25 protein-coding genes are annotated in these 26,518 nt (G+C 60.6%); 3 read left to right on the forward strand and 22 right to left on the reverse strand.

Annotated elements, in window-relative coordinates:
* Window positions 1-179 precede the first annotated feature (179 nt).
* From NBG89_RS18910 to NBG89_RS18920, 3 genes are read right to left on the reverse strand one after another with little or no spacing between them, the layout of a single operon-like run.
* The gene (locus NBG89_RS18910; protein WP_431323680.1) at window positions 180-1,004 is read right to left on the reverse strand and encodes a sugar phosphate isomerase/epimerase family protein; all 825 of its coding nucleotides are present in this window, start codon (window positions 1,002-1,004) and stop codon (window positions 180-182) included.
* Window positions 1,005-1,052: 48 nt separating this feature from the next.
* Window positions 1,053-2,225: a dihydrodipicolinate synthase family protein gene (locus NBG89_RS18915; protein ID WP_431323681.1), complete on the reverse strand. Its 1,173-nt coding sequence runs from the start codon at window positions 2,223-2,225 to the stop codon at window positions 1,053-1,055.
* A gap of 5 nt (window positions 2,226-2,230) precedes the next feature.
* Complete coding sequence (locus NBG89_RS18920) at window positions 2,231-3,406, reverse strand: Gfo/Idh/MocA family protein (protein ID WP_431323682.1); 1,176 nt, start codon at window positions 3,404-3,406, stop codon at window positions 2,231-2,233.
* Between the two features lie 258 nt (window positions 3,407-3,664).
* On the opposite strand from NBG89_RS18920, the gene NBG89_RS18925 reads away from it, so the two are divergent.
* Window positions 3,665-4,864: an ROK family transcriptional regulator gene (locus tag NBG89_RS18925; RefSeq protein ID WP_431323683.1), complete on the forward strand. Its 1,200-nt coding sequence runs from the start codon at window positions 3,665-3,667 to the stop codon at window positions 4,862-4,864.
* A gap of 2 nt (window positions 4,865-4,866) precedes the next feature.
* On the opposite strand, the gene NBG89_RS18930 is transcribed toward NBG89_RS18925, so the two are convergent.
* From NBG89_RS18930 to hmgA, 10 genes are all read right to left on the reverse strand, one after another.
* Window positions 4,867-6,888 carry a beta-N-acetylhexosaminidase gene (locus NBG89_RS18930; protein ID WP_431323684.1) on the reverse strand — a complete coding sequence of 674 codons (2,022 nt, stop codon included), beginning with the start codon at window positions 6,886-6,888 and terminating at the stop codon, window positions 4,867-4,869.
* A 21-nt stretch (window positions 6,889-6,909) separates the two neighbouring features.
* Window positions 6,910-7,380 (reverse strand): GNAT family N-acetyltransferase, encoded by a 471-nt coding sequence (locus tag NBG89_RS18935; RefSeq protein ID WP_431323685.1) that lies wholly within the window; start codon window positions 7,378-7,380, stop codon window positions 6,910-6,912.
* A 12-nt stretch (window positions 7,381-7,392) separates the two neighbouring features.
* The gene (locus tag NBG89_RS18940; protein WP_431323686.1) at window positions 7,393-8,325 is read right to left on the reverse strand and encodes an ABC transporter ATP-binding protein; all 933 of its coding nucleotides are present in this window, start codon (window positions 8,323-8,325) and stop codon (window positions 7,393-7,395) included.
* The gene (locus NBG89_RS18945; protein WP_431323687.1) at window positions 8,322-9,134 is read right to left on the reverse strand and encodes an ABC transporter ATP-binding protein; all 813 of its coding nucleotides are present in this window, start codon (window positions 9,132-9,134) and stop codon (window positions 8,322-8,324) included. Before NBG89_RS18945 ends, NBG89_RS18940 begins: the two co-directional genes overlap by 4 nt.
* The gene (locus tag NBG89_RS18950; RefSeq protein WP_431323688.1) at window positions 9,131-10,033 is read right to left on the reverse strand and encodes an ABC transporter permease; all 903 of its coding nucleotides are present in this window, start codon (window positions 10,031-10,033) and stop codon (window positions 9,131-9,133) included. Before NBG89_RS18950 ends, NBG89_RS18945 begins: the two co-directional genes overlap by 4 nt.
* Window positions 10,030-11,013, reverse strand: coding sequence for an ABC transporter permease (locus NBG89_RS18955; protein ID WP_431323689.1), 984 nt, complete (start codon window positions 11,011-11,013; stop codon window positions 10,030-10,032). Before NBG89_RS18955 ends, NBG89_RS18950 begins: the two co-directional genes overlap by 4 nt.
* 24 nt (window positions 11,014-11,037) lie before the next feature.
* Complete coding sequence (locus tag NBG89_RS18960; RefSeq protein WP_431323690.1) at window positions 11,038-12,735, reverse strand: ABC transporter substrate-binding protein; 1,698 nt, start codon at window positions 12,733-12,735, stop codon at window positions 11,038-11,040.
* Window positions 12,736-12,948: 213 nt separating this feature from the next.
* Entirely contained in the window at window positions 12,949-13,587 is a 639-nt protein-coding gene (gene maiA, locus NBG89_RS18965; protein ID WP_431323691.1) for a maleylacetoacetate isomerase, read from the reverse strand.
* Window positions 13,584-14,609 (reverse strand): fumarylacetoacetate hydrolase family protein, encoded by a 1,026-nt coding sequence (locus NBG89_RS18970; protein ID WP_431323692.1) that lies wholly within the window; start codon window positions 14,607-14,609, stop codon window positions 13,584-13,586. The genes maiA and NBG89_RS18970 overlap by 4 nt, the downstream gene beginning before the upstream one ends.
* Window positions 14,610-14,632: 23 nt before the next feature.
* Complete coding sequence (gene hmgA, locus NBG89_RS18975) at window positions 14,633-15,991, reverse strand: homogentisate 1,2-dioxygenase (protein ID WP_431323693.1); 1,359 nt, start codon at window positions 15,989-15,991, stop codon at window positions 14,633-14,635.
* A 68-nt stretch (window positions 15,992-16,059) separates the two neighbouring features.
* On the opposite strand from hmgA, the gene NBG89_RS18980 reads away from it, so the two are divergent.
* Complete coding sequence (locus NBG89_RS18980; protein ID WP_431323694.1) at window positions 16,060-16,518, forward strand: MarR family winged helix-turn-helix transcriptional regulator; 459 nt, start codon at window positions 16,060-16,062, stop codon at window positions 16,516-16,518.
* On the opposite strand, the gene NBG89_RS18985 is transcribed toward NBG89_RS18980, so the two are convergent.
* Window positions 16,504-16,986 (reverse strand): Lrp/AsnC family transcriptional regulator, encoded by a 483-nt coding sequence (locus NBG89_RS18985; RefSeq protein ID WP_431323695.1) that lies wholly within the window; start codon window positions 16,984-16,986, stop codon window positions 16,504-16,506. The genes NBG89_RS18980 and NBG89_RS18985 overlap by 15 nt on opposite strands.
* Before the next feature lie 129 nt (window positions 16,987-17,115).
* Here NBG89_RS18985 and hppD point away from each other — a divergent pair, with 129 nt between their 5' ends.
* A complete protein-coding gene (gene hppD, locus NBG89_RS18990) occupies window positions 17,116-18,225 on the forward strand; it encodes a 4-hydroxyphenylpyruvate dioxygenase (RefSeq protein WP_431323696.1) in 1,110 nt (369 codons plus the stop codon).
* A 20-nt stretch (window positions 18,226-18,245) separates the two neighbouring features.
* On the opposite strand, the gene NBG89_RS18995 is transcribed toward hppD, so the two are convergent.
* From NBG89_RS18995 to NBG89_RS19030, 8 genes are all read right to left on the reverse strand, one after another.
* Window positions 18,246-19,163, reverse strand: a complete 918-nt coding sequence (locus tag NBG89_RS18995; RefSeq protein WP_431323697.1) for a DMT family transporter — start codon at window positions 19,161-19,163, stop codon at window positions 18,246-18,248.
* A gap of 86 nt (window positions 19,164-19,249) precedes the next feature.
* A complete protein-coding gene (gene mmsB / locus NBG89_RS19000; RefSeq protein ID WP_431323698.1) occupies window positions 19,250-20,134 on the reverse strand; it encodes a 3-hydroxyisobutyrate dehydrogenase in 885 nt (294 codons plus the stop codon).
* A 9-nt stretch (window positions 20,135-20,143) separates the two neighbouring features.
* Window positions 20,144-21,739: a GMC family oxidoreductase gene (locus NBG89_RS19005; protein WP_431323699.1), complete on the reverse strand. Its 1,596-nt coding sequence runs from the start codon at window positions 21,737-21,739 to the stop codon at window positions 20,144-20,146.
* Window positions 21,740-21,755: 16 nt separating this feature from the next.
* A complete protein-coding gene (locus NBG89_RS19010; RefSeq protein WP_431324580.1) occupies window positions 21,756-22,745 on the reverse strand; it encodes a branched-chain amino acid ABC transporter permease in 990 nt (329 codons plus the stop codon).
* A complete protein-coding gene (locus NBG89_RS19015) occupies window positions 22,745-23,632 on the reverse strand; it encodes a branched-chain amino acid ABC transporter permease (protein ID WP_037126504.1) in 888 nt (295 codons plus the stop codon). The genes NBG89_RS19010 and NBG89_RS19015 overlap by 1 nt, the downstream gene beginning before the upstream one ends.
* Window positions 23,633-23,636: 4 nt before the next feature.
* On the reverse strand, window positions 23,637-24,338 hold the full coding sequence (locus NBG89_RS19020; protein ID WP_431323700.1) for an ABC transporter ATP-binding protein: 702 nt from the start codon (window positions 24,336-24,338) through the stop codon (window positions 23,637-23,639).
* Window positions 24,338-25,120 carry an ABC transporter ATP-binding protein gene (locus tag NBG89_RS19025; RefSeq protein WP_431323701.1) on the reverse strand — a complete coding sequence of 261 codons (783 nt, stop codon included), beginning with the start codon at window positions 25,118-25,120 and terminating at the stop codon, window positions 24,338-24,340. Before NBG89_RS19025 ends, NBG89_RS19020 begins: the two co-directional genes overlap by 1 nt.
* Window positions 25,121-25,124: 4 nt before the next feature.
* Window positions 25,125-26,330: an ABC transporter substrate-binding protein gene (locus NBG89_RS19030; RefSeq protein ID WP_431323702.1), complete on the reverse strand. Its 1,206-nt coding sequence runs from the start codon at window positions 26,328-26,330 to the stop codon at window positions 25,125-25,127.
* Window positions 26,331-26,518: the final 188 nt, after the last annotated feature.

Raw genomic sequence — 26,518 nt, forward strand, 5'->3', positions numbered from 1 at the left:
GAGGCAAATGCGCCCGATCATGGCCACGATGCCTCCTCCACAAGGCTCCTTTGAGGGCATTTTCCAGCTTATGTCGCCCCTCAGGCAATAAGACCTAGCGGAAGAGAATGCTTAATTGGCTGCCGTAAGAAAAAAAATGCGTGTTTGGCCAAAGATTTAGACGGCACGGTGCATCGTCGTCAGCAGACGCTTCGGAAGCGATCGATACAGGTCGAAAGCACCTTTTCGCCAGGCCGTTTCCACCAGTTTCCGGCCGAAAAGATCTCCACTTCCTGGGGGCCTCCGTAGCCCGCCATTTCGATTGCGCGCCTGATTGCCTTGAGGTCTATGACGCCGTCTCCCATCATTCCGCGGTCGAGCAGAAGATCCGTTGTCGGAACCAGCCAGTCGCAGATGTGGTGTGCGAGGATGCGGCCAGACGCCCCGGCGCGCGCGATCTGCTGCTGAAGTTTCGGATCCCACCAGACATGGTAGACGTCGATGGCGACGCCAACGCCGTCGCCAAGCAGGTCGCAGATGTCGAGTGCCTGCTCGAGCGTGTTCACGCAAGCGCGGTCTGCGGCATACATCGGATGCAGCGGTTCGATGGCTAGCGGTATGCCGGCGGCGCGCGCGTGCGGGAGGATTGCGGCGATCCCATCGGCAACCATTTCGCGCGCATGCGCAATATCCCGGGATCCCGCGGGCAGGCCACCGACGACAAGGACGAGGCAGTCGGCGTTGAGAGCCGCAGCTTCGTCAATGGCTTTCCTGTTGTCGTCGATGGCGGCGGCCCGTGCCGCAGCATCAGCGGCCGGGAACATGCCGCCGCGGCAAAGGCCGGTCACCTGCAATCTGTTGTCGGCGACGATACGGGCCGCTTCCGAAAGCCCGATGGCATGAACCTGATCACGCCACGGAGCGATCGCTACGACATCCTGCTTGAGGCACGCTTCGACGGCCTGCTTCATATTGTACTGTTCTCGAACTGTCGCCAGATTGATCGAAAGGCCGTCGACTGCCATGCGCTGTCCTCCCTCACCTCGTCGATGCGAGGCGGATGCCGTGGTGTTTCAGATCCCTGCCGTGGCGAGGATTGTTTTCATTCGTTCGGTGGCGAGATCCGGGTCGCGCAGGACGCGGGCCTGGTCGGCAAGGCGGAACAGTTCCGCAAGGTGCGTGATCGAGCGCGCACTCTGCTGGCCGCCGAGCATCTGGAAGTGATCCTGGAAGCCGTTGAGATAGGCCAGGAAGACGACCCCGGTCTTATAGAACCGGGTCGGCGCCTTGAAGATATGTCGAGACAGCGGCACGGTCGGCGCCAGGATATTGTGAAACCCAGTGAGATCATTTGCGGCGAGCTTCTGTAAGGCAGCGCTCGCCGCAGGGGCGATGGCGTCGAAAATGCCGAGGAGGGCATGCGAGTAGCCTTGTTCGTCCCCGGCAATAAGCTCCGCGTAGTTGAAGTCGTCGCCGGTATACATCTTGACGGCCGGATCAAGCTCGCGGCGCATGACGATCTCCTTTTCCGCCGACAGCAGAGAAATCTTCACGCCGTCCACCTTGCTTGCGTGATCGTTGATAATCGCGACTGCCGTTTCCATGGCCTGCATGTCATTGCCCGAACCCCAGTAGCCCGCGAGCGCAGGATCGAACATGTCGCCCAACCAATGAATGATCACCGGCTGGCGAACCTGCCGCAGGATGCGGTCATAGACATGCACGTAATCCTCGGGGCTCTTGGCGGCTGCGGCAAGAGCCCGGCTTGCCATGAGGATGATCCGGCCCCCCTGCCCTTCGACATAGGCGACCTGCTCCTCATAGGCGCGGATCACGTCATCGATGCTGATATCAGGGCCGGGGGACAGATGGTCGGTGCCGGCGCCGTAGGCGATCAGTGCATCAGGGCGTTTGCGCGCAGCCGATTGGACATTGGCGATCAGTTCCTTGGCGCCCGTCCAGTCAAGTCCCATGCCGCGCTGGGCAGTGTCCATCGCCTCGGCGACGCCGAGGCCGAGGTCCCAAAGGTATTCGCGGAACGCGACAGTGCGCTCCCAATCGATGTTGCGATCGAGCCAGGGATCGTTGTCGGCCAACGGATCGACCACCACGTGCGCGGCTGCAAAGGCCACGCGGTTGAAGGCGTGCCCGCCGGCCGGGTGTTCCGGTGCGGCAAGCGGTGTGTTGGTAACGGTGTAGTCCTGCAGGGCGCCGCCGGAAACGGGGAGACGAAGTGTCGCGGTCATGGTCGTCAGGCAACCTTGCGAACGGAGGTGTCGGCGAGCGAGGGAACATCCACCCAGCGGCGCTCCTTCCAGCTCTTTTGGGCCAGTTCGGCAAGCTGAACGCCCTTGGCGCCCTCGCGCAGGGTGAATTTCCACGGTGCGTCCTCAACGACGTAGCGCAGGTAGTCTTCCCACTGCGCCTTGAAGCCGTTGTCGAAGACCTGGGTTTCCGGCACCTCGTCCCAGGTTTTGTAGAAGTCGATCGTCTGCGGCTGGTCCGGGTTCCAGACCGGCTTTGGCGTATTGACACGATGCTGGGTCCAGCACTTCGTCAGACCGCAAACGGCTGAACCGTGCGTGCCGTCGACTTGGAACGTCACGAGGTCGTCGCGACGCACGCGGACTGCCCAGGAGGAATTGATGTGGGCGACGATGCCGCCCTCAAGCTCGAAGGTCGAATAGGCTGCGTCGTCGGCGTCGGCCCGATAGGTCTTTCCGTTCTCGTCGACGCGGCTCGGAATATGGGTGGAGGCATAGCAACTGACCGCCTTGACCTCACCGAAGAGGTTGTCGAGCACGTAGCGCCAGTGCGGCAGCATATCGAGGATCATGCCACCACCGTCGGCCGCGCGGTAGTTCCAGGAGGGGCGCTGCGCCTTCACGCCCCAATCACCCTCGAATACCCAGTAGCCAAATTCGCCGCGCACCGAGAGGATCTTGCCGAAGAAGCCGCTGTCCTTCAAAAGCGCGATCTTGCGCAGTCCCGGCAAGTAGAGCTTGTCTTGAACGACGCCGTTCTTGACACCGCGCTCCTCGGCGAGCGTCGCCACGGAAAGCGCCTCCTCAAGCGTCTCCGAGATCGGCTTTTCGCAATAGACATGCTTGCCCGCTTCGATTGCCTTTTTGAGCAATGAGACGCGCATTTGCGTGGAGCCGGCGTCGAAGAAGACCTTGTTGCTCGGATCGGCAAGCGCACTGTCGAGATCGGTGGTCGTGCGCGTCAGGCCGTGTTTCCGGGCGATCGCTTCGATCTTGTCGGCGTTGCGGCCGACGAGGATCGGATCGGGCATCAGGCGGTCGCCGTTGGAAAGCTGAAGCCCGCCCTGCTCCCGGATAGCCAGAATGGACCGCACCAGATGCTGGTTATAGCCCATGCGGCCAGTGATCCCATGCATGATCATGCCAAGCGATATCGTCGCCATCTGTGTCTTCCTCCCAGAATAAATAACCAGTTAGTTACATAACTGACATGCGCCCCCCATACTGTCAACCCGGCCCGACACCCACAGTCCTGTTGTGGTCGAGACCTCCGGGAAAGTCGCCGGCATGTCGCTGCGTCGATTCAGCACCGCAATCCCTCAGTTCGCCGAGGATGCCCGACGCAAACCGCTGGCTATCCGTGGCGGAACCCCTTATGCGGTAGGGCACATGATTGGTTTGAACGCCCGCAAGTCGAGTCAATGAAGGCAATTTCAGGCACCAACCTAGAGCAGGCAAAATCGCACAACCGGCGTGTCGTGATCGAGGCGATCCGAACGAATGGGCCGTTGTCGCGAGCGGCACTGGCTCGGTTGACGGCGCTCAGCACGCAGACAGTATCGAATATCGTCGAAGAGCTGGAAGGGTCCGAGCTATTGAAGGCGGAACCGCCGCAGAAGGCGGCTCGTGGACAGCCGATCACGCCCTACTCGATCAATCCGGACGGCGCCTATTCCATTGGCCTGGAGCTGGAGCGGGATCATGCGGTTGGCGTGCTGACCGATCTTTCGGGAAGTGTCCGAGCCAGGATCGAGAAGGCCGTCGACAGGCCGGCGCCGGCCGAGGCGATGCCGATCCTCGCCGCTATCGCTGATGAACTGCAACACAGCTTCCGCTTCGATCGCGCCCGCCTCCTGGGTGTGGGTATTGCGATGCCGGGGCGTTATGCCGCCGAAGGTGTCACATCTTTGAGCCCGGTAACGCTCCCTGGCTGGCAGGGCTTCCCGGTGGCCAGAGAACTTGCCGAGCTTGTTGGCGTGCCTGTCCTTGTCGAAAACGACGCCACCGCCGCTGCGATCGGCGAGCGCCTGTACGGCGTTGCCCGTGGCTTAAGCAGCTTTATCTACCTGTTTCTTGGCGGGGGCATCGGCGCCGGCATGTTCCTCGACGGCCATCTCTACAAGGGAAGCCGCAGCAATGCCGGTGAGATTGGCCATATGATCGTCGTCCCGAACGGTCTCCCCTGCGTGTGCGGCAAGCGTGGTTGTCTGGACCGCTATGTCTCACTCGGCTCGGCCTATGGATATCTCGAGATTCGTGGTTCGAGAGAGCAGGATCCTGAAATTCTGGCAGCGCTTGTCGAGCAAGGCAACAGTCGGATTGACGCCTGGGCAGAGGCTGCCGCCGAACCGATGCGTCAGACAATCGATTTTCTGGAATTGGCTTTTGATCCGCAGACAATCGTGCTTGGCGGTTCGATGCCTCCATCGCTGCTGCAGCGCCTCGCTCGTCAGCTGGAGCCCTTATATACGCCGGTGAATCCCGGGGAGGAGCGAAACCTTCCCCGCATCATGATCGGGGCGACCGGCAGGGACACGGCGATTTTGGGCGCCGCGGCACTGCCGATCTTTTCGGAAACGAACCCGCAGTTCGATGTCCTTCAAAAGCCTCTCGGCCGATAGCCTCAGGGATAGGCATAAAGGACTGGCATCAATCCGGCGACTGCCTTGAAGCGCTCCCAGGACTTGTCGGTCGGCTTCGTCCAGGCGCTTTCGGCAAGCGCCGAGATCCGCGGGAATACCAGGCGATCGAAGACCGCGCGATCGGTCATCGGTTCCGACCAGATGCAGGCCTGGATGCCGCGCAACTTCGTCTTTTGCTCTTCGCTCCAGCCTTCGACGGGATCGAAGTTGTAGAGCTTTTCCGGCTCCGACCAGCCGGCCCAGCTGGCACCGGGCTCGTCCCAGTCGGGGCTGTTTGCCATGTCGAGGTAGTAGACCTGCCCAGGGCAGACCACCATCTCGTAGCCCTGGCCGGCAAGCGCTGCCGAGACCTCGACGCTGCGCCAGCCGCAGAGATAGCTCTTTGTCTTGTCGATGACGTTGCCGTGCGCTGCTTCTTCCCATCCGCCGGTAATGCAGCCCTGTTCGGCGAGAAACGTCTGGATCCTTGCGAGAAAGATGGACTGCAGAACGGCGGCCCCGGATCCGTCGATATCGTCGGCGCCATGCGTGTTGGTGATGACGTTGAGGCGCTTGGCATGGGCGCTGGCCATGGCATCTCCACCGATCTCGCGCAACCGCGCCAGGGCCTCCGACGAGCCCGACCACGCGCCAAGGGGCACTTCGTCGGCGCCGATATGGATCGTCTTGAAGGGAAAGAGCTCGATCAGTTCGCGCAAGATTGTTTCGAGAACCTCATATGTTTTCTCGCGCGCGGGGTTCACGCAGTTGTCGGGGAAGCCCTGGACAGAAAAATAGCTTCCGACCTCCTGCGGATCACGAAGCTCGGGGATCGCCTGCTGCATGGCATAGCAATGTCCAGGCACGTCGATCTCCGGCACGACCTCGATGCCGAGCGCCTTGGCGTGCGCGACGATCTCGCGCACCGCAGCCTTGGTGTAATAGCCGCCGGTGCGTGCCGCGCCCGAGCCGAGGAGTGGCGGAATGGCAAGGCCATGTCCGCGCCAGGCGCCGACTTCGGTCAGGGCGGGATAGGCGTCGATTTCGACGCGCCAGGCCTCGTCGTCCGAGAGGTGCCAATGGAAGCGGTTGACCTTGTTCCAGGCGAGGATGCTGAGCAGCTTCTTGATTTCAGCCTTGCCGTAGAACTGGCGGGCGACGTCGAGATGCAGGCCCCGCCATCCCATGGATGGCTCATCGAGGATCTCGCCTGCGACGGGGAAGCGGAACGCGTGCGGATAAAGATGCGCGCCGCGCCAGATCTGGCCAAGCGTGACCAGGCCATAGAGCAAGCCGGTCTGCGTGCTGGCGCAAACGCGTACGATATCGCCGGCGAAGGACACGCGATAGGCCTCTGGCGCGAAGCCGTCGACCACGTCAAGCATCACAGGCATTCCGCCTTCGGAGGCGGGACGCACGATCCCTTCGACGGCAAAGAGTTGTTCGACGAGGCCGGTAAAGGCAGCCGCCGCGGCAATGGCCTGGGGATTGCTGGCGTTGAGCGCAAAGCCCGAAGGGACCGAACGCTTGCCCGATACCGACACCTCGTTCGGCCACGGCACGATTGCGACAGGCACCGGCGGATTGGCTGGTACGGGATAGATTTCCGCGCCACGCTTCAGTGGCGCATTGTTGGCGAGCGATCGGGTCGGCTCGACCGAAAGCGACACCGTGCTGCCGTCAGCGAACGCCACATAGGCGCCGGTTGCGCCGTCCGTCCAATGCTGGAACGACCAGCTGAGAGCAGAGATGATCAACGTCCATGTCTTGCCTGCCTCAAGCTCGAAATTTGCGGGTGGCAGGAATTCGGTAAAATTCGATAGCCGGCGACCGATCGTGCCACCCTCGATCCGAACCGCCGGATCCACCCGTCCCGGTCCGCTGACGCAGAGGGTGAAATCGGTGATCGACTTCGACGAGACGTTCTTCAGACTGAGCGTGTATGCCTGGGCTCGTTCTTCGGAAGCGGGTAGCCATGAGGTTTCGAGCCGCAGGGCGGATTGGCGCTGTATCGACATGATCATCTCTTGATAACGTTGCAGGGACTAGGTTCGAAGCATTCCGGCATAGATGCCAGGAGCGGAATTGGGGATCGGCATGGCGCCGACGGCTTTCTCGTAAAAGGCGGCGGGCCCGACATCGCCAATGATGGCGTATCCGTAGCCCATGGTCCTGAGATCGAAGAGGCTGGCAAGCAGCAGGGCATGCCCGATCCCTAGCCCACGCGATTCTTCTTCGACGCCGGTCGGCCCGAAAAAGCTGAGCGCAATGGATTCGTGGCAGGCAAAACCGACCAGGCGTTGGTCACGGGTCGCGATAAAACAGGTTGGCGGCTGGCGGGTCAGTGCGACAGCCGTCTCGCTCGCCCAGCCGTCGCCAAACTCATCTGCGACCCATTTGGTCACGAGCCTGGCTTCCGGAGCGAGTGGGCGTCGGATCGTCACGCCAAGGTCCTTCATCCTGGCTATGAGATCCGCATTCGGCTCAAGGACCGATAGATTGACGAGATAGTCCAAGACAGCCTCCCTTTAATTCGATGCCGCAAGCGGACGGACGAAATGGTTTAGCCCGACCTGTTCGACCGCTGTCGATGGCGGCCGGCTCAGGGCACGGACCTTTTCGGCCTGCTCGAGAAAGCGGGCGCTTCCTCCGGTGACGAACGGCTTGCCGCCGTCGGGCACAGCTGACAGCAGCAGTTGCGTGTATCGGTGCCGCGGACTGCCGATGACCGAATTTGTATCCCCCCACTCGACCATTTGACCGGCAAACATCACGACAATTTCCTCGGCGACATGCGCGGCCGTGGCTATGTCGTGGGTGATGTAGAGAAGTGCGAGGTTCTTTTCACGCTTGATACGGGCAAGAAGATCCAGAATTCCCATGCGGATCGAGACATCGAGCATGGACGTCGGTTCGTCGGCCACGAGTACACCTGGCGCTACCGCGAGTGCACGCGCGATGTTGACGCGTTGGCGCTGGCCACCTGAGAGCTCGTGCGGAAACTTCCGTTTGGTGATCGCAGCATCAAGCCCAACATCGGCGAGGAGCGTCGAGACAGCGTTCGAGAGGGCGGCCCTGCCCTTTGCATGCTTGTGCAGGGTTAGCGGTCGCGACAGGTGGTGCTCGATCGAAAAGACGGGATTGAGCGAGGAGAATGGATCCTGAAACACCATCTGAACTTCCCGCCGATAAGCGCGTTCATCCATTGCGGGGCCGACGGCGGTGAAATCGCGTCCCTTGAACCAGAGCTTGCCTGACGTCGGTTGATCCATGCGCGCGATGATGCGGGCGCAGGTGGTCTTGCCGCAGCCAGATTCTCCGACGAGCGCCAGAGCTCTGCCGGGATTGAGCGATAGCGAGATCCCGCGCAAGGCGTGAAGACGACCGAAGCGGCGTTCGATATCGGTCAGACGGATCACGGGTTCGGACGAAGCCTTGGACAGTTGAGGGTTCGTGGTCATGCGATCGCTCCAACCAGATGCCGGCCCGGGAGCTGAGGTATGGCGTTCCATAGTTTGCGAGTGTAGTCGTGCGCCGGCGCCAGACTAACCTGCCTGACATCACCGACCTCGACGAGTTCACCTTTCAGCATGACCCCGATCCGGTGGCAGAGCTGTGCCATCAGGTGCAGGTCGTGGGTGATGAACAGCACCGAGAAGCCGTAGGCTCGTTGCAGGTCGATGACCTGCTCGAGGATCTCCCGCTGCACGACGACGTCGAGCGCGGTCGTCGGCTCATCCATGATGATCAATTCCGGCCTTAGCGCCAGGCAGATTGCAATCACGATGCGCTGCCGCATGCCGCCGCTGAATTGATGCGGATAGTCCGATACACGGCTGGTTGGAATACCGACCAGCTTGAACATTGCTTCCGCCTGCTCGCGCGATTGGCGCTTCGAGCACCCCGTGTGCCGATGCAGCACGTCATGAAACTGCGCATCGACCCGCATGAGCGGGTTCAACGAGTTCATTGCACTCTGAAACACCATGCCGACGCGTTTCCAGCGGATCTTCTGCATCTCCCCCTGCGGCAACCGCAGGAGGTCTTGCCCGTCGAGGAGAATCTCGCCGCTGGCGACCCAGGCGGGTGGTTTCGAAAGACGCGTTATGGCATAGGCGATCGTGCTCTTGCCGCAGCCGGACTCGCCAGCAAGGCCGAACAACTCGCCTCGGCCGATAGTGAAGGACACATCCTTCACCGCGCGGAACTCGCCTCGGTCGAGCAGATAGTCGACGTTGAGGTTGCGTATCTCAAGGAGATCATTGCTCATCGGGCAGCCTCCAGATTTCGATTGCGTGCACGATTGAGCCGGAGCCAGCGGCTGAGCGCAGGGCCGGAACGAAGCTGCGGATTGGCAATCTCGTCAAAGGTAAAGTTCACAAGCGCCAGGCCAAGGCCGATCAGCGCGATGCCGGCGGCCGGTGCCCCGATATCCCACCATGCGCCAAGGATGATCGCCGATGAGTTCTGCGCGTTGTAAAGCATGGTTCCCCAGCTGACCTGCAAGGGGTCGCCGAAGCCGAGGTATTCGAGCGTGGTTTGCGCGACGATCGCGTAAATAATGCTGCCGACCAGGTTGATGCCGATAAGCGGCAACAGGTTCGGCAGGAGCTCGACGAAGACGATACGCCAGCCCGGCTCGCCGATCATTCTCGCAGCAGTGACGAAATCGCGGGTCCGCAGCGCCAGCGTTTGCGATCGGGTCATGCGCGCTCCCCAGGGCCAGGAGGTCAGGGCGATGATTGCCATGATCGCAAGCGGCCCGACGGCGCCGGCAAACGATGCAAGCAGGATGAGAAGCGGTATGTTGGGTATGACAAGGACGGCATTCGTCGCAAGGTCGAGCGCTGCATCCGTACGGCCGCCGACGTAGCCGGCAATCAGGCCGATCACCGTGCCAAGAACCGTAATCGCAATGCCTGTTGCAAAGCCGACCGCGATCGATGTGCGCGCTCCCCAGACGAACTGGGTGTAGACATCGCGGCCCATCTTGGTCGTGCCCATGACGTGCTCGATCGTTGGAGACTGATGCGAGCGGCCGACGCGCGCGCTGGGGTTTCCCGGTGCGATGACCGGCGCCAGGATCGCCATCAGGCAAAGCGCCACGATGATGACAAGACCGATGATCGCCTTGCGCTGCTGGCGCATCAGTTTGAATGCGGCATTCATTCGGGAGCCTCCTGCAATCTGGGATCAACAAGACCGTAGATGATGTCGACGAGCAGGTTGGCTCCAAGTGTTGCCAGCGTCATCAGCAAGAGTTGTCCCTGGATGACGGGATAGTCGCGGGCGACGCTTGCGGTAAACAAGGTCAGGCCGAGACCCGGATAGTTGAAAACGATCTCAGTCACGATCGACCCACCGAAGACGGCGCCGAGCATCAGTGCGAGGTTCGTCAACACTGGCAGCATGGCGTTTCTTGCGCCGTAGCCGAACATCACGGTCATCGACGTCAAGCCCTTGGCCCGACCCATGGTGACGTAGTCTTCGCCGAGCACGGAAATCATCGACGATCGCATCGTCGTCTGGAACTCGCCGATGAGATAAGGCGACAGCGTCAGCACCGGCATGATCGCGTGAAAGAAGACGCTGCCCACGAATGCGAAATTCAACCCGGGGTCCAGGCTTGGATCGTAGGCATAGCCGACGGGAAACCAGCGCAGCGATACGCCGAACACGAAGAGCGTCGTCAGTGCAATGATCACCGGTGGCACGGCAATCATGACGACTGACAAGGGGGACACGACCGTGTCGAAACGGCCGCCGCGCCGCCATGCGGCCACCGCGCCGAGCGTCACGCCGACGAGCAGGGAAAACAGGATCGCCGTAAGGACGAGGAAGGCGGTCCACAGGGTCGAGCGACCGAGCACCTCGACGACGGTCTGCGGATAGTATTTCACCGAAACCCCGAGATCGAGCGTTGCCAGCTCTTTCAGATAATCAACGAACTGGCTGGCGATCGGCGCATCGACTGCGCCGAAGCGCGCCTTGATCGCTTCGATCGCGGCCGGCGTGGCACGTGAGCCGAGTTGCGCGATCATCGCGTCGACGGGAGTCCCCGGCATCAGCCGGGGGACCGTGAAGTTCATGACAATCGCAAACACCAGCGCGATCGCGTAGACGCCGAGGCGTCGAGAGGAAATACGCATGCTGTTGCTTCCCTGGCCGAGGGCTTATTGCACGGGCTTCAAACGCAAAAGGTGAACGAGACGCATACGGTTATTGTCATGATTTTCCGGGTTCATGACGGGTTCCTTGTCCGTCACCCAGCCGGTGAAGCGCTTGGTCGAATACTGGTACCAGGTTGGACCGTTGAATACGGGCACCATCGGCATATCGTCAGCGACGATCACCTGAATCTCGTCGAAGAGCTTGCGGCGTTCTTCGTCACTCGTCGCCTTGCGGTAGGCGTTGAACGCTTCGTCCAGCTTCGGGTTGGAGTAGCGTGTCGCTGCACTCGTGATGCGGCCGGCAAAGGCCGTCGACATCGACTGGTAGTAGCCACGGAAAGGTGTCGAGCCGTCGGCGCGGGAGTTCAGAGCAACATCGAAGCTGCCGTCGAGCAATTGCTTCTGCCACTGCTCGTATTCCGGCGTTGCCACCGACACATTGAGGCCGGCCGCACGCAACCCCTCGGCGGCGATCTGCGCATCGTCGATCCAGTCGGTCCAGCCGTTGGGGATGATGATCGTGAAGGCAATCGGCTGTCCGCCCGGCGTCGTCCGGAAATTGTCGACGCCCTTCTTGTAGCCGGCGTCGTCGAGAACCTTGTTTGCCTTGCCGACGTCATAGGCCATCCATTCGTCAGCAGCCCCTTCGGCTGCCTTGTCGCGCCAAGCTTCGAAGCGTGGCGGCAGTCCGCTTGCATGCTGGCTTGCGACCGGATAGCCGAAGCCCGCGACATCGACCATCGAGGCGCGATCCATGGCGAGGCTGAAGGCGCGGCGGAAATTGAGATCATTGAACGCCTGAGCGTTTGCGGCATTGCCGGTCTTCAGGTTCATCTGGAACGCGACTGTTTCGGCCGGCGGCTGCCAATAGCCGTTGTTCTTCGGGTCCAGCGCCACGAATGTCTTGTCGATCTGCGGCAGGAACGAACCGATCCAGTCCATCGTCCCTTCGGGCAGCAGGGCCAGCATCTGGTCATTGCCCGATATCTGCGGGAGTTTGAGGCAATCGACATGCAGCGAGGCTGCGTCCCAATAGTTCGGATTACGGCACTGTTCGTAGACTTGCGGCGTGAAACGGCGGATCTCGGTCATCGGGCCGGACCCGACCGGGTTTTCGTTTTTGAAGGCGACCGGATCGGCGACGTCCTTCCAGACATGTTCCGGCACGACAGGGAAATCGGCAAGCGATTCCGGGAATTCGGTATTCACGTCCTTGAGGTTGATCTTGACTTCGCTCGGCGATGGCGCCTCAACCGACGCGACGGTCTCACCGACACCTGCCGTATCGGTCGCCGGGTTCTTCAGCATCAGTTCCAGCGTGTACTTGACGTCTGCGGACGTCAGCGGCTGGCCGTCGGACCATTTGACGCCATCGCGCAAGACATAGGTGATCGACTTGAGGTCGTCGGAAAACTTGTAGCTTGTCGCTAGCCGGAAAATGGGCTTGCCGCCGTCATCGGCATTGAAGATGACCAGCGGCTCGTAGATGAAATCCATCGTGCTCTGGCGTCGGCCCGCAAGGTCGAAGGGATTGAAATTCCTGACCCAGCTGGTCTGCTCCTCGATATGCATCGACAGCGTCGCCTCGGCTTTCGCCGGCGTTGCGAGGACGCCTCCATTGGTCATCAGGGAGACTGCGAGGCTGGTCGCAGACAAAAGGATAGCGCGGCGCGAAAACGCGCAATAAAGTCCTGTTTTCATGGTCTTAAGTTCCCTCTTGTGAGCTTGATTTTATTTAGTCAATCAATTTGATTTAATCAAACTACGATTTTTCGCGGTGGTCAATCCGAGGCGCGGAATATTATTCGCCGGAACGCGAAGTGGCGGGGGACTACGCCGAAGAGGAGCGGAAGAAGGCTGCGTGTGGAGGGTTACCAAAGGCCGGCGTCACAGATGCTTCGCGACCCGTTGCGGTTACGCCGGCTTCACCGCGTCCGGATGGGCTGCCTTGAACGCCGGCAGCATGTTGCATTCGTCGGCGATCCGCGCGACGCGGGAAAGCGGTGACATTTCAATGCCCCAGCGATGGGCATTGTAGACCTGCGGCACGAGACAGAAATCGGCCATGGTCGGCGTGTCGCCAAAGCAGAAGCGGCCCGTTGTCGGATCATCAAGCATCTGCTCCAGCGCCTGCAGTCCACTGCCGATGAACTTGATCATCCACTTTGTTCGCGCGCCCTCGTCGCCTGCAAGGCGGGCGACGTGGGAAGCGACGTTGAGGTTGCAGATCGGATGGATGTCCATCGCAACAGCATAGGACAGCGCCCTCACCCGTTGCCGCCCCACGATGCTGCCGGGCAGGAAACCACTGTCTGGCCTTGTCTCAGCAAGGTATTCGATGATGGCCAACGATTGCGTCAGCGTATGCCCATCGATGTGCAGGCTCGGAACCAGGCCCTGGGGATTGATCTTGAGGTAAGCTCCGTCCTTATGCGCGGAGGCAAGAAGGTCCACCGGGATGGTTTTATAGGCAAGCCCTAACGTTTGCAGCGCGATGCGGACCCTGTAACTCGCGGAGGAACGCCAGTAGTCGTAGAGCACGATCTCTGTCATTGCAGCTTCTCTCCACTGTAGCGGCCTACAGTCTGTTCGATCGCGCCGAAGATCGAAGCCCCCTGCTCGTCGTTCATCTCGATGCGAACCGTATCACCGAAATGCAGGTAGGGTGTCTTGGGTCCGCCGTGCTCGATGGTCTCGATCATCCGGATCTCGGCAATGCAGGAATATCCGTCTCCTCCCTCGGCGATCGGTCTGCCAGGGCCGCCATCACGCTTGTTGGAAACCGTGCCGGAACCGATGATCGAGCCTGCCGTCAGCGCGCGCGTTTTTGCTGCATGCGAAACCAGCTGTCCGAAGTCGAATGTCATGTCCACGCCGGCATTGGCGCGGCCAAACGGAATACCGTTCAGGCTCACTAGCAAGGGAAGATGGATTTTGCCCTCCTTCCAGCTATCGTCAAGCTCGTCAGGTGTCACGGCGACGGGCGAGAAGGCCGATGACGGCTTCGATTGAAAGAAGCCGAATCCCTTGGCGAGTTCGTCGGGAATGAGGCCTCGTAGCGATACGTCATTCACCAGCATTACCAGCCGGATTGCGTTGCGTGCCTGCTCAGGTGTCGCGCCCATCGGGACGTCGTCGACAATAACGGCGACCTCGCCTTCCATGTCGATGCCATACGTCTCGTCGGCAGCAAGGATCGGGTCGCGAGGTGCGAGAAAGCTGTCGGAACCACCCTGGTACATTAGCGGATCGGTCCAGAACGTGCGGGGCATCTCGGCGTTTCGAGCTCGTCGCACCAGTTCGACATGATTGACGTAGGCCGATCCGTCGGCCCACTGGTAAGCGCGGGGCAGCGGCGAATGCACACGCCGTTGGTCAAAGCGCTCCGATGGCTCCGAGCCGGCCTCCAGTCGCTCGGCGAGGCGGGCAAGTTTCGGCGCAGCTGCCCTCCAGTCGTCCAGTGCCGCCTGCAGGGTGCGGGCGATCTCGCCTGCATGTGCAAAACGCATCAGGTCTCTGGAGACGACGATCAACTGGCCGTCCCGAGTGGAATCTTTGAGTGTGGCGAGCTTCATAAGATCTGTCCGGGTTCAATCGCTCACTTAATGCCTGGCGTTCCATCGAAGCGCCTTTCCAGGCCATCCCAGCAATCGATGTAATCGTCCTGCAGCGTCTCCAGCTCAGCGGCGTATTTCGTCAGCTGTTGCGGGAAACGGGTCTCGAACATAAACGCCATCGTGTGATCGAGCTTGGCCGGCTTCAGCTCCACGGTGGACGCCTTTTCGAAGCCTGACGCGTCGGGTCCATGCGGCAGCATCATGTTGTGCAGGCTCATGCCACCCGGGACGAAACCCTTTTCCTTGGCGTCGTATTGTCCGTGGATCAGGCCCATGAACTCGCTCATGATGTTGCGATGGTACCAGGGCGGCCGGAAGGTGTGCTCGGCAACCAGCCAGCGCGGCGGAAAGATCACGAAGTCGACATTCGCCGTACCCTCTTCGCCGCTCGGTGCTGTCAGCACCGTGAAGATCGAGGGATCCGGGTGATCGAAGAGAATGGCTCCGACCGGAGAGAAGGTCCGCAGATCATATTTGAACGGCGTGTAGTTGCCATGCCAGGCGACGACGTCGAGGGGCGAATGATTGATCTCCGTCACATAGAACTTGCCGCACCACTTTACATGCACCCGGCAGGGCGTTTCCTTGTCCTCGAAGGCAGCAACCGGGGTCTTGAAGTCGCGTGCGTTCGCCAGGCAATTGGCGCCGATCGGCCCACGATCCGGCATGGTAAACTTGGCCCCGTAGTTCTCGCAGATATAGCCACGCCATTCGGGGCCGTCTCTAAGACGCGAGACCTTGAACATCATGCCGCGGGGGACAAGACAGATCTCGGCTGGCTCGACCTCCATCGCCCCCATTTCGGTGAAGACGCGGATGGTGCCGAGTTGCGGAACAATCAGCAGTTCGCCGTCGGCATTGAAGAAATAGTCATCGACCATGTCGTCGTTGAAGACGTAGGCATGCGCGGCCATGCCGACCTGGGTCATGACGTCGCCGGCCGCTGTCATTGTTCGGATTCCTGCGAGAAAGTCCGTATGTGCCGTCGGTGCGGGAATCGGATCCCACCGCAGCTGGCCAAGTGGCAAGGAGTGATCGTCGAGGCATGGAGCCGATTTCCAGAATGGATAGCTCGCATTGGCAAATCTGCGCGTGTGACGCACGCTTGGCCTGATGCGGTAGAGCCAGGAACGCTCGTTCGTCCCACGTGGAGCGGTAAACGGTGAGCCCGAAAGCTGTTCGGCGTAGAGACCGTAATTGCATTTCTGCGGGCTATTCTGGCCTTGCGGCAGTGCCCCGGGAAGCGCCTCCGTTTCGAAATCGTTGCCAAACCCCGGCATGTAAGACGGTGCCCTTGTTTCTGTCCGCGCGCGGGAAAGCGGCGCTTCCGTGGTATCCATGCTTGCATCTCCTCCATCCCTATAGTTACAAATGTAACCGTCTATTTTGTAACCATCAAGGAATGAACATGGCGGATCGATTCGAGCTTGACGGCTTCATTCCCTACCGGCTCAACCGGGCATCGGAACTGATCAGCCTGTCGTTTGCCCGGCAGTACAAGGAGGAGTTCGATCTGACCCGGCCGGAATGGCGGACGCTGGCCGCGCTTGGCAGTGTTGGCGTGATGACGGCCAAGGACATCGGTGCTCATTCGCACATGCATAAGACGAAGGTCAGCCGGGCGGTTCATACCTTGGAACAGCGCCACTGGTTGAAGAGAGTTCCAAGCCAAACCGACCGGCGCTTCGAGCAGATCGAACTTACGGCACTCGGGAGACAATATTACCAGAAGATCACCGTGCTTGCGCAGAAGTACCAGGAGACATTGCGTTTGAGGCTTGGTGACGAGGCGCTCCGCCAGCTCGACCTTGCGCTCCAGGCGATCGAAGTGTCTGCCGGACTCCGGCGCAAATCAGGTGAACGATGATCCGCTCAACGGATAGCCTTCGAAGTTCTTCAGCGTATTGAGAACGATCGACGTCTTCACGTGCTGGACGGATTCGTGCGGTAGAAGCACATCGTTGACGAACCGCGAAAGGCCGGCGAGACCACGGGTTGCGACCTTGAGGTGATAGTCCATCTCGCCTGTCAGCGCATAGGCTTCCAGGACCTCGGGAAGACCATTGACCAATTGCGCAAAGCGGCGGGCGTTGTCGCGATTGTGGGTCGCTAGCGTAACCGAAATGACGACCAGCAGATTGAGTCCCAGTTTGTCCGGATCGAGATTTGCCTGATAGCCGCGAATGAAGCCCTCGGCCTCCAGTCGCGTTCGCCGTCGCGAACATTGCGAGGCTGAAAGGGCAATGCGTTCCGACAGTTCGATATTGGTCAAACGGCCATCGCCTTGCAGTTCAGCGAGGATCTTGAGGTCAAATCCATCCAGTTGCTCAGACATTGTATGATATGCTCGTTCTTTGCATGTTCCGTGCGGATAATTTGCTAAGAGCGCTCACAATGCAAGCACATTGCGTCGAAGAAGGATCATGATTTGCATCCAAATGGCTTAAGCCAAGAGGAGGAGCAAATGGGCCCGTATCCACACGACGCACCGCCGTCTCAGATTACCCCGGACAACCCCGCAGGAACGGACGGGTTCGAATTCGTCGAGTTTGCGCATCCAGAGCCGGAAAAGCTCGCGGAACTGTTCACCCGCATGGGATATCGACCGGTCGCAAAGCACAGGACCAAGAACATCACCGTCTGGCGTCAAGGTGACATCAACTACATCGTCAACGCCGAATCGGGTAGCCATGCCATGCGCTTCGTTGACGATCATGGCCCCTGTGCTCCCTCGATGGCGTGGCGCGTCGTCGACGCCAAGCACGCCTTCGACCATGCCGTTGCGAAGGGGGCGACACCTTACGAAGGTAACGACAAGACGCTCAATGTGCCGGCAATCGTCGGGATCGGCGGGTCGCTTCTCTACCTCGTGGAGCGTTACGGTACGAAAGGATCAGCTTACGATCTCGAATTCGACTGGCTGGGCGAGCGTGATCCGCGACCAAAGGGCGTCGGCTTCTTCTACCTCGATCACCTGACCCATAACGTCTATCGCGGCAACATGGACAAGTGGTGGGATTTCTATCGCGAACTCTTCAATTTCAAACAGATCCACTTCTTCAACATCGACGGCCGCATCACCGGCCTGATGAGCCGCGCGATTACCTCGCCCTGCGGCAAGATCCGGATTCCGCTGAATGAATCGAAGGACGAGACCAGCCAGATCGAGGAGTATCTGAAGCGGTACAAGGGCGAAGGCATCCAGCATATTGCTGTCGGCACCGATGCCATCTACGAGGCGACCGACAGCCTTGCAGAGAATGGCCTTCACTTCATGCCAGGCCCGCCCGAGACCTACTACGACATGTCAAGCGAACGCGTGCATGGACATGACGAACCAATCCACAGAATGCGCAGGCATGGCATCCTGATCGACGGCGAAGGCGTGCTCGATGGCGGAGCGACGAAGATCCTGCTGCAGATCTTCTCCAAGACCGTGATCGGTCCGATCTTCTTCGAATTCATCCAGCGCAAGGGCGACGAAGGGTTCGGCGAAGGCAACTTCCGGGCGCTTTTCGAATCCATCGAAGCCGACCAGATACGCCGCGGCGTGATCAAGCCGACGGCCGCCTAGCGCTTGACCTGGCCGCGAAGTCAATGGCCGTCGGGGGCAACAGCTTCCGGCGGCATGGTTTCCAGCAGGTTCTTGCGATGGAAGATAAACAGGCCGGCGACGACGATGATCGTCCCACCGGTGATCACGTAGAGATCCGGAACGTCGCCGAAGAACACGTATCCCAGCGCAATCGCCCAGATCAACAGGCTGTATTGCAGCGGTGCCAGCAGTGACGCTGGGGCGAGCTTGAGCGAACGCGTGATCAAAAGGTGGGCGCAGGAGGCAACGACGCCGAGGGCGAGCATGCCGCCGAGTTCTACCGGCGTGGTGGATTGCCAGGCGCCGATCGAAAGCACAGCGCCGACAACGAGGGCGGCGGCCATCTGCCAGGTAACAAGCGTCGTGTCGCTGGTGTTGCGGAGGTATCGATTGAGCACCAGCGTCATCGCAAAGGACAGGCTGCCGACAATTCCGAAGAGAGATGGCAGCGACAGCATCGCCGAGGATGGGCGCAGTGCGATCACGACGCCGCAGAAGCCGACGAAGACCGCGAGCCAACGGCGCCAGCCGATCCGCTCGTTGAGGAAGAAGTGCGATAGAGCCGCAACATAGATCGGTCCGGCCATGTAGAAGGTCATCACGTCAGCCAGCGGCAGATAGGCGACGGCGGCGTAAAACAAGCCGACGTCGAGCGTCGCGAAGAGGACGCGCAGGACCTGCAGCCTCTTCTGCTCCACCCTGAAAAGTTGGGCAGGTCCCTGCCGAGCGATGAGCGGCCCCAGAATGACGAAACTTCCGAGCGAGCGGATGAGCAGCACCTGTCCGACAGAGAAGTTCGTCACCAGCCACTTACCCATCGCGTCATTGAGGGCGAAGAGAAAGTCCCCGAGCAGCATCAGAGCAACGCCCATCAGTACGACGTTCTTGAAGGCAGTCGCGGTAGGCTGCGGTTGCATGTCAAAATTCCTGTAGCCGGTTGCCGCCTCGTTGCGGCAGGCGGGGCGTCGCGCATATAGAACGGGGTGTCAAGTCGTTGCGGAGGCTATTGCGACTTGCCGCGGAGCATTTCGATGATCGCCGAGAAATCGCGCCCACCGTTCCCCTGTTTCTCGAAAAGGGCATAAAGCTGCGAGGCCTCGGCCCCAAGCGGCGTGGACGCGCCGGTGGAAAGTGCCGCCTCCTGCGACAACCGCAGATCCTTCAGCATCAGCGCGGACGCAAAGCCCGGTTTGTAATCATTATTCGCGGGCGATGTCGGAACCGGCCCTGGAACAGGGCAATAGGTGCTGATCGACCAGCATTGCCCCGACGACGTCGAGGCAACGTCGAACAAGGCCTGATGGGAAAGCCCAAGTTTTTCACCGAGCGCGAAGGCCTCGCAGACGCCAATCATCGATATGCCGAGGATCATGTTGTTGCAGATCTTGGCAGCCTGTCCGGCGCCTGCATCCCCGCAATGAACGATTTTCTTGCCCATGGCTTCCAGGATCGGCTTGGCCTTCACAAAGGCCTCGTTGGAACCTCCGGCCATGAAAGTCAGTGTGCCGGCCGCCGCCCCGCCAGTGCCGCCCGAAACCGGGGCGTCAAGGGAAAGGCAACCGGCACTGCTCGCCATGTCGTGCGCCTTGCGGGCGCTGTCGACGTCGATCGTGGAGCTGTCGATTACAAGCGTGCCGGCGGAGATCGTGCGAAGGATATCAGTCCAGGCGCTGAGAACGTGCTTGCCCTGCGGCAGCATGGTCACGACGATTTCCGCGTTCGAGACCGCCTGGCTGATATGGCTTGCTGCCGTCACGCCGTGGGCTTCTGCCGCTTGCAGGACCGGCGCTGCCAGGTCGAAGCCGGTGACCTCGTGTCCGGCCTTGACGAGGTTGGCGGCCATCGGTCCGCCCATATTGCCGAGCCCGATAAAGGCGATCCTTGCCATGACAGTCTCCTATCTGTTGTCTTCCAGAATCATGGCCGCCGCCTTTTCGGCGATCATGATGGTCGGTGAATTGGTGTTGCCCGATGTGATCGTCGGCATCACGGAGGCGTCGGCAATGCGAAGCTTCGACAGCGCCCTGAACTTCAGGCGAGGGTCGACGACGCTTTCCCGATCGGAACCCATCCGACATGTTCCGACGGGATGAAAGATCGTCGTCCCGATATCGCCGGCCGCCTGCGCCAGTTCTGCATCGGTACGATAGCTCGGGCCCGGCTTGAACTCCTCCGGGTCAAACCGCGCGAATGACGGTTGCGCGACGATTTTCCGTGTCAGGCGTATCGAACGAATAGCTATGTCGCGATCGCGTTCGGTCGAGAGATAGTTCGGGCTGATTGTCGGCTGGGCGGCAAAATCGGGGCTTGCCACGTGCACCGAACCGCGGCTCTCCGGCCTCAGGTTGCAGACACTCGCGGTGATGGCCGGGAATGGATGGACTGGATCGCCGAACTTGTCGAGCGACACCGGCTGCACATGATACTGAAGATCAGGCGTCTCCTTGTCGGGACCGGAGCGGGTAAAAACGCCGAGTTGGCTCGGCGCCATTGCCATCGGTCCTGAACGCCTGGCGAGATATTCCAGGCCGATCGTGGCCTTGCCGATGAAGCTTGTTGCCTTCTCGTTCAGTGTCGGAACGCCGGTGACCTTATAGGCCATCCGAAGCTGCAGGTGATCCTGCAGGTTCTCGCCGACGCTGCTCACCTCTTTGACGACCTCTATGCCGGCATTCTTCAGCGCGTGGCCGCGGCCAAGGCCGGACAGCTCAAGAATATGCGGTGAACCGATCGCGCCCGCAGCAAGGATCGTTTCCTTCGCCGCGTAGGCGCGCTCCGTCGTGCCGGCATGCTGATAATCGACTCCGGTGACGGCGCCCTCCTCGATCAGCAGCCGGCGTGCCTGAGCCTTCGTGAGCACCGTCAGATTGCCTCGCCGCATGGCTGGACGCAGGAAGGCCTTGGCGGTGTTCCAGCGAATGCCGGATCGTTGATTGACGTCGAAGTAGCCCGATCCTTCGTTATTGCCCGTATTGAAATCCGGGCTTTCGGGAATACCCGCCTCCTTGGCGGCGGCCTGGAATGCATCGAGCACGGCCCAGCGGACGCGGGCTTTTTCCACGCGCCATTCCCCGCCCGAGCCATGCACGTCATTCTCGCCGCGATAGAAATCCTCCGACTTGCGGAAGAACGGCAGTACCTCGTCCCAGCTCCAGCCGGTGCATCCCATCTGCCGCCAGAGATCATAGTCGCGCGCCTGACCGCGCATGTAGATCATGCCGTTGATCGAGGAGCAGCCGCCGAGCACCTTGCCGCGCGGATAGTTGAGCGCGCGGCCGTTCAATCCCTCTTGCGGAGCCGTCGTGAAGCACCAGTCCGTGCGCGGATTATTGATGCAGTAGAGATAGCCGACGGGAATATGGATCCAGTGGTAATTGTCGCTGCCGCCCGCTTCCAGCAAGAGAACGCGCGTGTTCCGGTCCTCGGACAGCCGATTGGCGAGTACGCAGCCGGCGCTGCCGGCACCGATGATGATGTAGTCGAAGCGATCCATGCGAATGCCAGGCGGGTTAGCGGCGGTAGACGAAGCCGAGTTTGCGGCCGAGGCGCGACGCGTAGAACTCACCAATGATGCCGCGGCGGAATATCAGCACGCAAATCATGAACACGATGCCGGTGATGATCGTCACCGGGAATTCCGAAGTTGCAAGGTAGTTTTCCAGCGTGACGACCAGGCCGGCGCCAAACAGCGGACCGATCAACGTGCCGATACCGCCAAGCAGCGTCATCAGGATCACTTCGCCGGACATCTGCCAGGCAACATCGGTCAAGGTCGCGAACTGGAAGACCAGCGACTTCACCGCTCCTGCAAGGCCCGCGAGTGCTGCCGACATCACGAAGGCGCCGAGCTTGTAGCGGGCGACGGAATAACCAAGCGATATCGCCCGCTGCTCGTTTTCGCGGATCGATTTCAGGATCATCCCGAAGGGCGAATTGATGAAACGCCAGATGATCAGGATGCCGACGACGAAGACGGCCAAGACGAAATAATACATGTTGGTCGAGCTGTTAAGATCGATGATGCCGAACAGATGGCCGCGCGGCACGGACTGGATGCCGTCCTCGCCGTGGGTGAACTCCGACTGCAGGCAGAAGAAGAAGAACATCTGAGAGAGGGCAAGCGTAATCATCGCGAAATAGATGCCCTGGCGACGGATCGCGAAGAACCCCATGACGAGACCGAGGATGGCGGCACCCGCCACGCCGACGAGAATGCCGAGCTCCGGCGAAAGTCCCCACTCCTTCACGGCATGGGCCGTAAAATAGGCGGCCCCACCGAAGAAGGTTGCATGGCCGAATGACAAAAGCCCGGTGTAGCCAAGCAGGAGGTTGAAGGCACAGGCAAACAGCGCGAAGCACAGGAGCTTCATCAGGAAAATCGGGTAGAAGAAGAACGGTGCGAGCAACAGGAGCAGCAGCCCGATGATCAGGAAGGCCGCCTGCACCGAAAGGGCAGTGCGACTCTTTTCGGCCCTGATGGTTTCGGTGATCTCTGTCATCATGCATCCCGGCCGAAGAGGCCCGCGGGCCTGATGAGAAGAACAATTGCCATGATGACGAAGATCACGATGTTGGACGCCTCCGGATAGAACACCTTGGTCAGGCCTTCGGCAATGCCAAGCACGTAGCCTGTGATGATCGCGCCCATGATCGAGCCCATCCCTCCGACCACGACGACGGCGAAGACGACGATGATCATGCTGGAGCCCATCAGCGGCGACACCTGATAGATCGGTGCGGCAAGCACACCCGCGAAGGCTGCAAGACCGGCTCCAAGCGCATAGGTCAATGTCAAGAGAACCGGCACGTTGACGCCGAATGCCTGGACGAGCGTCGCATTCTCGGTGGCGGCTCTGAGATAGGCGCCAAGCTTCGTCTTCTCGATCAGCAGCCAGGTGCCAAGGCAGACCACAAGCGAGACGACGACGACCCAGCCGCGATAGATCGGCAGGAACATGAAGCCGAGATTGACGGCGCCGGCAAGGGCTGCGGGCTGCGCATAGGGCTGGCCTGAGGAGCCATAGAGGTAGCGGAAGGTGCCCTCGACAGCCAGAGCGAGGCCGAAGGTGAAGAGCAGGCCGTAGAGCGGATCGAGATCATAGAGCCGGCGAAGGAATAATCGCTCGATCACCGCGCCAGCCAGCCCGACGATGACGGGCGCCAGGATCAGCGACGGCCAATAGCCGATGCCGGCATAGGCAAGCAGAAGATAGGCGGCAAAGGCGCCGAGCATATACTGGGCGCCATGCGCGAAATTGATGACGCGCAACAGGCCGAAGATGATGGCAAGGCCGAGGCTCAGAAGGGCGTAGAACGAACCATTGATCAGGCCGATCAGCAACTGGCCCATGAACGCCTGCAGGGGAATGCCGAAGATCATCGTCATCAGATCACACTCCCAGAACCTTGTGCAGCGTATCCATCCGCTCCGGCAACTCGCCCACCGGGAACTCTGACACCATCTGCCCGTGGTCCATAAGATAGAAGCGATCGGCAATCCGGCTAGCGAAGCGGAAATTCTGTTCGACGAGCAGGATCGTCATGCCACGCTCCTTCAGTTGCTTCAGCACCTCGCCGATGCGCTGGACGATGACAGGCGCCAATCCCTCGGTGGGTTCGTCGAGCAGGAGCATGCGAACGCCGGTGCGAAGAATGCGCGCGATCGCCAGCATCTGCTGCTCACCGCCCGACAGCTTCGTGCCCGGACTGTTGCGGCGCTCGTAGAGGTTCGGGAACAGTTCGTAGATCTCGTCAACGGTCATGCCACCCGAGGCAACGACTGGCGGTAGCATCAGATTTTCAGACACCGTCAGGGTCGAGAATATGCCTCGTTCCTCCGGCACGAAGCCGATGCCCCGGTGCGCCGTCTTGTGCAAAGGCACCTGCATCATGTCTTCACCGGCGAACGTCAGTTTTCCTTTGCGGGCACGGACGATGCCGGTGATGGTGCGCAGAGTCGTCGACTTTCCGACGCCGTTGCGGCCAAGGATGGTGATCGTCTCACCTTCACCGACCCGCATGTCGACACCGTGCAGGATGTGGCTTTCGCCGTACCACGCGTTCAGCCCGTGGACCTCCAGAAGTGTTGCCATCACCCCTCCTCCGAGCCCATATAGGCTTGGCGTACCCGCTCATCGGCACTGACAGTCGCATAGTCGCCTTCGGCAAGGATTTCTCCCCGCTGCAGCACAGTTACATGTTGGCAGATGTCGGCGACGACCGACAGATTATGTTCGACCATCAGGACGGCGCGGTCGCGCGCCACTTCCCGGATCAGCGCCGAGACGACGCCGACATCCTCGTGCCCCATACCTGCCATCGGCTCATCAAGCAGGAGCACCCGTGGATCAAGGGCAAGCGTCGTTGCGATCTCAAGCACGCGCTTGCGGCCATAGGAAAGATCGGCCGTGATCGCGTCGCGCTCCTTGGCGAGGCCGACTTTTGCAAGCAGCTGTTCAGCGCGTTCGTTCAACGCATCGAGAGCCGACAATGGACGCCAGAACTGCGTCGACAAATTGTTTGGCCGCTGCAGGGCCACGCGCACATTATCGAGAACGCTGAGATGCGGAAATACGGCCGAAATCTGGAACGATCGCACCAGCCCCATGCGCGCGACCTTGTCGGGCGCCGTTTTCGTGATGTCGGTGCCCATCAGCGTGATGGTGCCTGATGTCGGCTGCAGGAACTTCGTCAAAAGGTTGAAGACTGTCGTCTTGCCGGCGCCGTTGGGGCCGATCAAAGCATGCACGCTCGCGTCGTGCACATCGAGATCGACGTTCTTGACGGCCGTGAACCCGCCGAAGTCACGGCGCAGGCCGCGGGCGGAGAGGACCACCCGCGGGGTAGCATTCGATTGTGTCGCGGAAACCGCCATCGGTTCAGTTCACCAGGGCGCAGCCGCTCTTGGCGGGATCGATATAGGCTTCCTTGCCGGGAATGGTTGCGAGCACGTTGAAGTAGTCCCACGGTTCCTTGCTGTCGGCAGGCTTCTTGACCTGTAGAAGGTACATGTCATGGATCATTCGACCATTCGATCCGACGGTGCCGCCGCGGCCGAAGACGTCGTCGACGGGCAGTTCGTGCAGTTGCTTGGCGACGGCTTCGGTGTCGTCGGTGCCCGCCTTGTCGATCGCCTTGAGGTATTGAAGGACGGCCGAATAGGTACCCGCGTGGACCATGTTCGGCATCTTGCCGGTGCGGGCGAAGAACTTCTTGCCGAATTCGCGGCTCTTGTCGTCGAGGTTCCAGTAGTAGCCTTCCGTCAGCGTCAGGCCCTGTGCTGCGTCCAGTCCAAGGCCGTGAACCTCGGCCAAGGTGAAGAGCAGCGCCGCCAGATGCTGGCCGCCCTGGGTGATGCCGAACTCGGCTGCCTGTTTGATGGCGTTGGAGGTATCGAGACCGGCATTGGCAAGACCGATGACCTTGGCGCCGGACGATTGGGCCTGCAGCAGGAAGGATGAGAAATCCTGGTTTGACAGGGGATGACGCACGGCGCCGACCACCTTGCCGCCAGCGGACTTGACGAAATCGCTCGTCTGGCCTTCCAGCGAATAGCCGAACGCATAGTCGGCCGTCAGGAAGAACCAGCTGTCGCCGCCCTGTTTGACAAGCGCGCCGCCCGTGCCGACGGCCAGTGCATGCGTGTCATAGGCCCAGTGGAAGCCGTAGGGCGAGCAGGCCTTGCCGGTCAGGTCGGTTGTTGCCGCGCCGGTGACGATGTCGATCTTCTTCTTCTCCTTCGCGATCGCCTGGACAGCGAGCGCCACCGAAGATGTGGTCAACTCCATGATCGCGTCGACCTGCTCGGTATCGTACCACTGACGGGCGATGTTGGAGGCGATGTCGGCCTTGTTCTGATGGTCGGCATCGACGATCTCCACCGGGACGCCGAGCACCTTCCCGCCGAAATCCTCGACCGCCATCTTGGCGGCCTCGACCGAGGACTTGCCGCCGAAATCGGCGTAGACACCGGACTGATCGTTCAAGATGCCGATTTTTACCTTGCCGTCGGATGCACTACCAGCGAGTACGGCGGTGCTGCTTGCAAGCAGAAATGCCAGCGACGCAATGAGATTCTTTCGCATATGTCTCTCCTCCCAGAGATTGGCCAGAATGCGGATCTGTTCAAATTTGGCCAGCCGCCCTCCTCAAAGCCGCCAACCCATGCCTCACGATCATGGAATTGCACCAATCAGGCAAGGCCGCTTTACAACTAATTCCAAACAGTATCTGTTCGTTTTTGAACAGAACTGTCGCTCTGTCGTGGCCGTGA

This window comes from Rhizobium sp. YTU87027 (genome assembly GCF_050644135.1).
Taxonomy (GTDB): domain Bacteria; phylum Pseudomonadota; class Alphaproteobacteria; order Rhizobiales; family Rhizobiaceae; genus Rhizobium.

Excerpts from the sequence above, each read along its gene's own strand:
- NBG89_RS18910 (WP_431323680.1), bottom strand. The coding sequence starts at position 1,004 with ATGGCAGTCGACGGCCTTTCGATCAATCTGGCGACAGTTCGAGAACAG.
- NBG89_RS18915 (WP_431323681.1), bottom strand. The coding sequence starts at position 2,225 with ATGACCGCGACACTTCGTCTCCCCGTTTCCGGCGGCGCCCTGCAGGAC.
- NBG89_RS18920 (WP_431323682.1), bottom strand. The coding sequence starts at position 3,406 with ATGGCGACGATATCGCTTGGCATGATCATGCATGGGATCACTGGCCGC.
- NBG89_RS18925 (WP_431323683.1), top strand. The coding sequence starts at position 3,665 with ATGAAGGCAATTTCAGGCACCAACCTAGAGCAGGCAAAATCGCACAAC.
- NBG89_RS18930 (WP_431323684.1), bottom strand. The coding sequence starts at position 6,888 with ATGATCATGTCGATACAGCGCCAATCCGCCCTGCGGCTCGAAACCTCA.
- NBG89_RS18940 (WP_431323686.1), bottom strand. The coding sequence starts at position 8,325 with ATGACCACGAACCCTCAACTGTCCAAGGCTTCGTCCGAACCCGTGATC.
- NBG89_RS18945 (WP_431323687.1), bottom strand. The coding sequence starts at position 9,134 with ATGAGCAATGATCTCCTTGAGATACGCAACCTCAACGTCGACTATCTG.
- NBG89_RS18950 (WP_431323688.1), bottom strand. The coding sequence starts at position 10,033 with ATGAATGCCGCATTCAAACTGATGCGCCAGCAGCGCAAGGCGATCATC.
- NBG89_RS18955 (WP_431323689.1), bottom strand. The coding sequence starts at position 11,013 with ATGCGTATTTCCTCTCGACGCCTCGGCGTCTACGCGATCGCGCTGGTG.
- NBG89_RS18960 (WP_431323690.1), bottom strand. The coding sequence starts at position 12,735 with ATGAAAACAGGACTTTATTGCGCGTTTTCGCGCCGCGCTATCCTTTTG.
- maiA (WP_431323691.1), bottom strand. The coding sequence starts at position 13,587 with ATGACAGAGATCGTGCTCTACGACTACTGGCGTTCCTCCGCGAGTTAC.
- NBG89_RS18970 (WP_431323692.1), bottom strand. The coding sequence starts at position 14,609 with ATGAAGCTCGCCACACTCAAAGATTCCACTCGGGACGGCCAGTTGATC.
- hmgA (WP_431323693.1), bottom strand. The coding sequence starts at position 15,991 with ATGGATACCACGGAAGCGCCGCTTTCCCGCGCGCGGACAGAAACAAGG.
- NBG89_RS18980 (WP_431323694.1), top strand. The coding sequence starts at position 16,060 with ATGGCGGATCGATTCGAGCTTGACGGCTTCATTCCCTACCGGCTCAAC.
- NBG89_RS18985 (WP_431323695.1), bottom strand. The coding sequence starts at position 16,986 with ATGTCTGAGCAACTGGATGGATTTGACCTCAAGATCCTCGCTGAACTG.
- hppD (WP_431323696.1), top strand. The coding sequence starts at position 17,116 with ATGGGCCCGTATCCACACGACGCACCGCCGTCTCAGATTACCCCGGAC.
- NBG89_RS18995 (WP_431323697.1), bottom strand. The coding sequence starts at position 19,163 with ATGCAACCGCAGCCTACCGCGACTGCCTTCAAGAACGTCGTACTGATG.
- mmsB (WP_431323698.1), bottom strand. The coding sequence starts at position 20,134 with ATGGCAAGGATCGCCTTTATCGGGCTCGGCAATATGGGCGGACCGATG.
- NBG89_RS19005 (WP_431323699.1), bottom strand. The coding sequence starts at position 21,739 with ATGGATCGCTTCGACTACATCATCATCGGTGCCGGCAGCGCCGGCTGC.
- NBG89_RS19010 (WP_431324580.1), bottom strand. The coding sequence starts at position 22,745 with ATGACAGAGATCACCGAAACCATCAGGGCCGAAAAGAGTCGCACTGCC.
- NBG89_RS19015 (WP_037126504.1), bottom strand. The coding sequence starts at position 23,632 with ATGACGATGATCTTCGGCATTCCCCTGCAGGCGTTCATGGGCCAGTTG.
- NBG89_RS19020 (WP_431323700.1), bottom strand. The coding sequence starts at position 24,338 with ATGGCAACACTTCTGGAGGTCCACGGGCTGAACGCGTGGTACGGCGAA.
- NBG89_RS19025 (WP_431323701.1), bottom strand. The coding sequence starts at position 25,120 with ATGGCGGTTTCCGCGACACAATCGAATGCTACCCCGCGGGTGGTCCTC.
- NBG89_RS19030 (WP_431323702.1), bottom strand. The coding sequence starts at position 26,330 with ATGCGAAAGAATCTCATTGCGTCGCTGGCATTTCTGCTTGCAAGCAGC.